Here is a 3549-nt window from a genome sequence, read left to right as displayed (position 1 = left end):
GGTATTGGGCGCTCCCGATTTTGCGTTGATCACCCTCAGTGAGTTCGCCGAACAAGCCACCCGCATCGGCCGAGTGGCGCAATTGCCGGTCATTGCCGACGCCGATCACGGCTACGGCAACGCGCTCAATGTCATGCGCACCATCGTCGAACTCGAACGCGCCGGCGTGGCCGCCCTGACCATCGAAGACACTCTGCTGCCGGCGCRATTCGGTCGCAAGTCCACCGACCTGATCACGGTCGCCGAAGGTGTCGGCAAGATCCGCGCGGCGCTGGAAGCCCGGGTCGACTCGGAAATGGCGATCATCGCCCGCACCAACGCAGGGATCCTGCCGGTCCAGGAAATCATCAGCCGCACCCAGCATTACCAACAGGCCGGGGCCGACGGGATTTGCATGGTGGGCGTGCAGGATTTCGATCATCTGGAACAGATCGCCGAACACCTGAGCGTACCGCTGATGCTGGTCACCTACGGCAACCCGCTGCTGCGCGACGACAAACGCCTGGCCGAATTGGGCGTGCGAGTCACCATCGACGGCCATGGCGCCTACTTCGCAGCGATCAAAGCCACTTATGACAGCCTGCGTGAACAGCGCCAGATCTTCACCCAGGCCTCCGACCTGAACGCCACCGAACTGACGCATACCTATACGCAGCCGGAGGACTACATTCGTTGGGCGGAAGAGTTCATGCGCGTTAAAGAATGACGGCACAAGCGCCCTCACCACAGCGCTCGCGCGTCTGTGGTGAGGTTGAGGTCAAGCCATGTGCGCTTCTTTCGATTCGACCTCCGGCGTCACTTCAAACCGATCCGCCAGAAACGGTGTGATATCCAGCGGCAACGGCTCGTTATTCACCAGTTTGTCCAGCACCACGCCGGTAATCGCCGAGGTCAGGATGCCGGTGCGGAAATGTCCGCAGGCATTGAGATAACCCTGCACGCCTTTCATCGGCCCGAGAATCGGCAGTTCGTCCGGCGAACCAGGACGTAACCCGGCCCAGCAACGTTTCAGGTTGATGTCGGCGAGCGCAGGAATGCAGCGCACCGCGCCTTGCACCAGACCGCTGATTTCAGGGTAGGTGGTGGTCACGTCGAAACCTTTGTCTTCGGTGGTGCTGCCGATCAGGATTTCGCCATTGTCTTTCTGCGCCACGTAACAGTCGCTGGTGGTCAGGCAACCGCGCAGGATCTTCGGCATGCGCTCGGTCAGCAGGATCTGGCCCTTCACCGGTTTCACCGGAATGCGAATGCCGGTGGCATGCTCGCTGAGGTCGGCGGCCCACGCACCCGCAGCGTTGATCAGCGTATCGCAACGGAACACACCGGCCTCGGAGGTCTGCACGCCAGTGACCTGCGAGCCGTGGTGCAGCACCCCGGTGACGTTGGTGTTGAAATACAGGTCCACACCGTTTTGCCGCGCGCCTTCGGTGTAGGCATCGGCCAGGCGGAACGGGCTGACCTGATGGTCGCAGAGAAACTCCAGCGCCCCCCTCGCCTCATGGCTGACACTTGGCTCGGCTTCGCGCAGTGCCGCTTGATCGAGCCAGCGCACCTGATCCGCCAGGTGCGGAATGCACGCCACGATGTGCTCGGCGTAGAGCCGGTCTTCATCGTCGTAGATCACGAATTTCAAGCCGGTCTTCTCGAACTTGAAATCCATCCCGTGATTGTCCTGCAGCTCCCGGTGCAAATCCGGGTACATCGCGTTGGACTGCAAGGCTAAATCGAAGAACGACTGCGGCAGGATATGCGGCGTGCTGGAGTCCACCGCCACCGCCGCACCCTGGGCTTCGCGCTTGCGATTGGCCGACATCATGCGGAAGAAAATCACCCCGCAGCCCAAGCCCACCGACTCACCGATCGCCCACAAGCCACCGGCCGAAGCACGGGTCGCGTTGCCGGGTCGCTTGGCGTCGATCAGCGCGACTTTCAGGTGTTTGCGCTTGGATAACTGATAGGCGCAGGACGCCCCGATCACACCGCCGCCGGCGATGATCACGTCGTAGAACTTACTCATGGCTTGCAGCCTCCGTGCCGACAGACTGGAATGCTGAAAAAGGAATCGGGTCGACGGGAAAGCGCGGTCGCAACCAGCCCACATCTTGCCGCCCGGTGGCTTCGCGCAAACGGTCGGTGCAATAACCGACGCACATCCGCCCCTGACAGTCGCCCATGCTCACGCGGGTACGCATTTTCAGGCTGGCCAGGTCTTGCACACCCTGCTCCAGCGCCCGATCGATGTCGGCGCGGGTCGCGTGCTCACAGCGGCAAATCACCGTGTCGGCGACCGGCAATGCGGTCTGCCCGGCACCGCGTTCGGTGTAACGGTCGACGGCGGCGCGAAAGCGCACGATGGACTTGAGTTTCGACAGGTAGCGGTCACGTCTGACCCGCGCCAACTCCGCATCCAGCACGTCACGTTGCAGCAGGATCGACACTGCTGCGATTCGTCCCGCAAGCATGGCCGCCTCGCCTCCGCGAATTCCGCCCATGTCACCGGCCAGATGCACATGGGGTTCGCTGCTTTGCTGCCAGACATTGGCGCTGGCCCGCAGGTAGCCGTCATCGCTGAAGCCGTGGTCCAGGCCCATTTGCTGGCTGAGTTGAGTGCGAGGAATGAAGCCATAGCCGACCGCCAGGGTCTGCGCGGCAATCCGTTCGGCGCGGCTCAGGTCTGGCTCCCAGGTGCTGGAGTACGGCGCAACGGTCACTGATTTCAACTCTTCCTCGCCTTGAGCCTCGACCACGCCCCAGCCATAGTGCATGGGAATGCCGTGCAGTTTCAGGTACGCGAGCATGCTCAAACCGTCGAGGAACAACTGCGGCTTGTTCAATAGCGCGAGGCTTTCCCGGGCGATCTTGCCGAACGCGCACGCCTCGTAGACTCCGGCGACGCTCACCCCCGAAGCGTGTAGCTGGCAGGCCACCAGCGGCAACAGCGGACCGGTACCAGTAATCACCACCGGCCCCTGGGGTTGAACGACGCCGCTCTTGATTTGCAGTTGCAAACCACCCAGCAGAATCACCCCAGGCAAGGTCCAGCCGGGGAACGGTACGCTGCGCTCATGGCAACCGGCAGCCAACAGCAGCTGCGGGTATTGGACCTCCTGCAAATGCTCATTGACGTCCAGCACCACCAACGCCCGGGTACCTTCGGCGCCGACCACGCGGTGGTTCAAGCGCACGTCGATCAGGCCCGACTGCTCGTGGAATTCTCCATGCAGTTTGGCCAGCACTTCCGAATAGCGCGGCCCCAGGTAATCCAGTTGCACGTTATCGCGCAAGGGGCCGCGATAGACCACCCCGCCAAGACGCGAAGCCTCTTCGAGCAAGGTACAACGCACACCATGGCGCGCCAGTTCAATGGCCGCGGCCATACCCGCCGGCCCGCCGCCGACGATCACCGGTTGCAGGCTCATCAAACCTCCTGCCCGGCGATACGGTTGACCCGGGTTTCGATGCGCATGCCCTCACGCACGATCGTCTGGCAGGCACGCCGTTTGTGCCGGCCATCGATTTTCACCAGACAGCATTGGCACACGCCCATGC

At 62.5% G+C, this 3549-nt stretch carries 4 protein-coding genes; 1 reads left to right on the top strand and 3 read right to left on the bottom strand.

The window, feature by feature from the left end; all coding sequences use genetic code 11:
* Window positions 1-706, top strand: a 706-nt coding sequence (locus AC1DLB_RS25085) for an isocitrate lyase/PEP mutase family protein (RefSeq protein WP_477785844.1), incomplete at its 5' end; no start/stop codon positions are given.
* Between the two features lie 51 nt (window positions 707-757).
* On the opposite strand, the gene hcnC is transcribed toward AC1DLB_RS25085, so the two are convergent.
* The 3 genes from hcnC to AC1DLB_RS25070 form a co-directional block, all read right to left on the bottom strand.
* Window positions 758-2017, bottom strand: a complete 1260-nt coding sequence (gene hcnC / locus AC1DLB_RS25080) for a cyanide-forming glycine dehydrogenase subunit HcnC (protein WP_477743186.1) — start codon at window positions 2015-2017, stop codon at window positions 758-760.
* Window positions 2010-3419, bottom strand: a complete 1410-nt coding sequence (hcnB, locus tag AC1DLB_RS25075) for a cyanide-forming glycine dehydrogenase subunit HcnB (RefSeq protein ID WP_111453215.1) — start codon at window positions 3417-3419, stop codon at window positions 2010-2012. The genes hcnC and hcnB overlap by 8 nt, the downstream gene beginning before the upstream one ends.
* The coding region (locus AC1DLB_RS25070) for a 2Fe-2S iron-sulfur cluster-binding protein (protein ID WP_477785845.1) at window positions 3419-3549 on the bottom strand (131 nt) is incomplete at its 5' end. The genes AC1DLB_RS25070 and hcnB, both read right to left, overlap by 1 nt.

The sequence above is a fragment of the Pseudomonas sp. 05N434 genome (genome assembly GCF_056396965.1).
Note: the sequence above shows the minus strand (reverse complement) of the source record. Positions and strands in the feature narration are given on the sequence as shown.

Coding starts and splice junctions, on each gene's coding strand:
- hcnC (WP_477743186.1), bottom strand. CDS start 2,017: ATGAGTAAGTTCTACGACGTGATCATCGCCGGCGGCGGTGTGATCGGG.
- hcnB (WP_111453215.1), bottom strand. CDS start 3,419: ATGAGCCTGCAACCGGTGATCGTCGGCGGCGGGCCGGCGGGTATGGCC.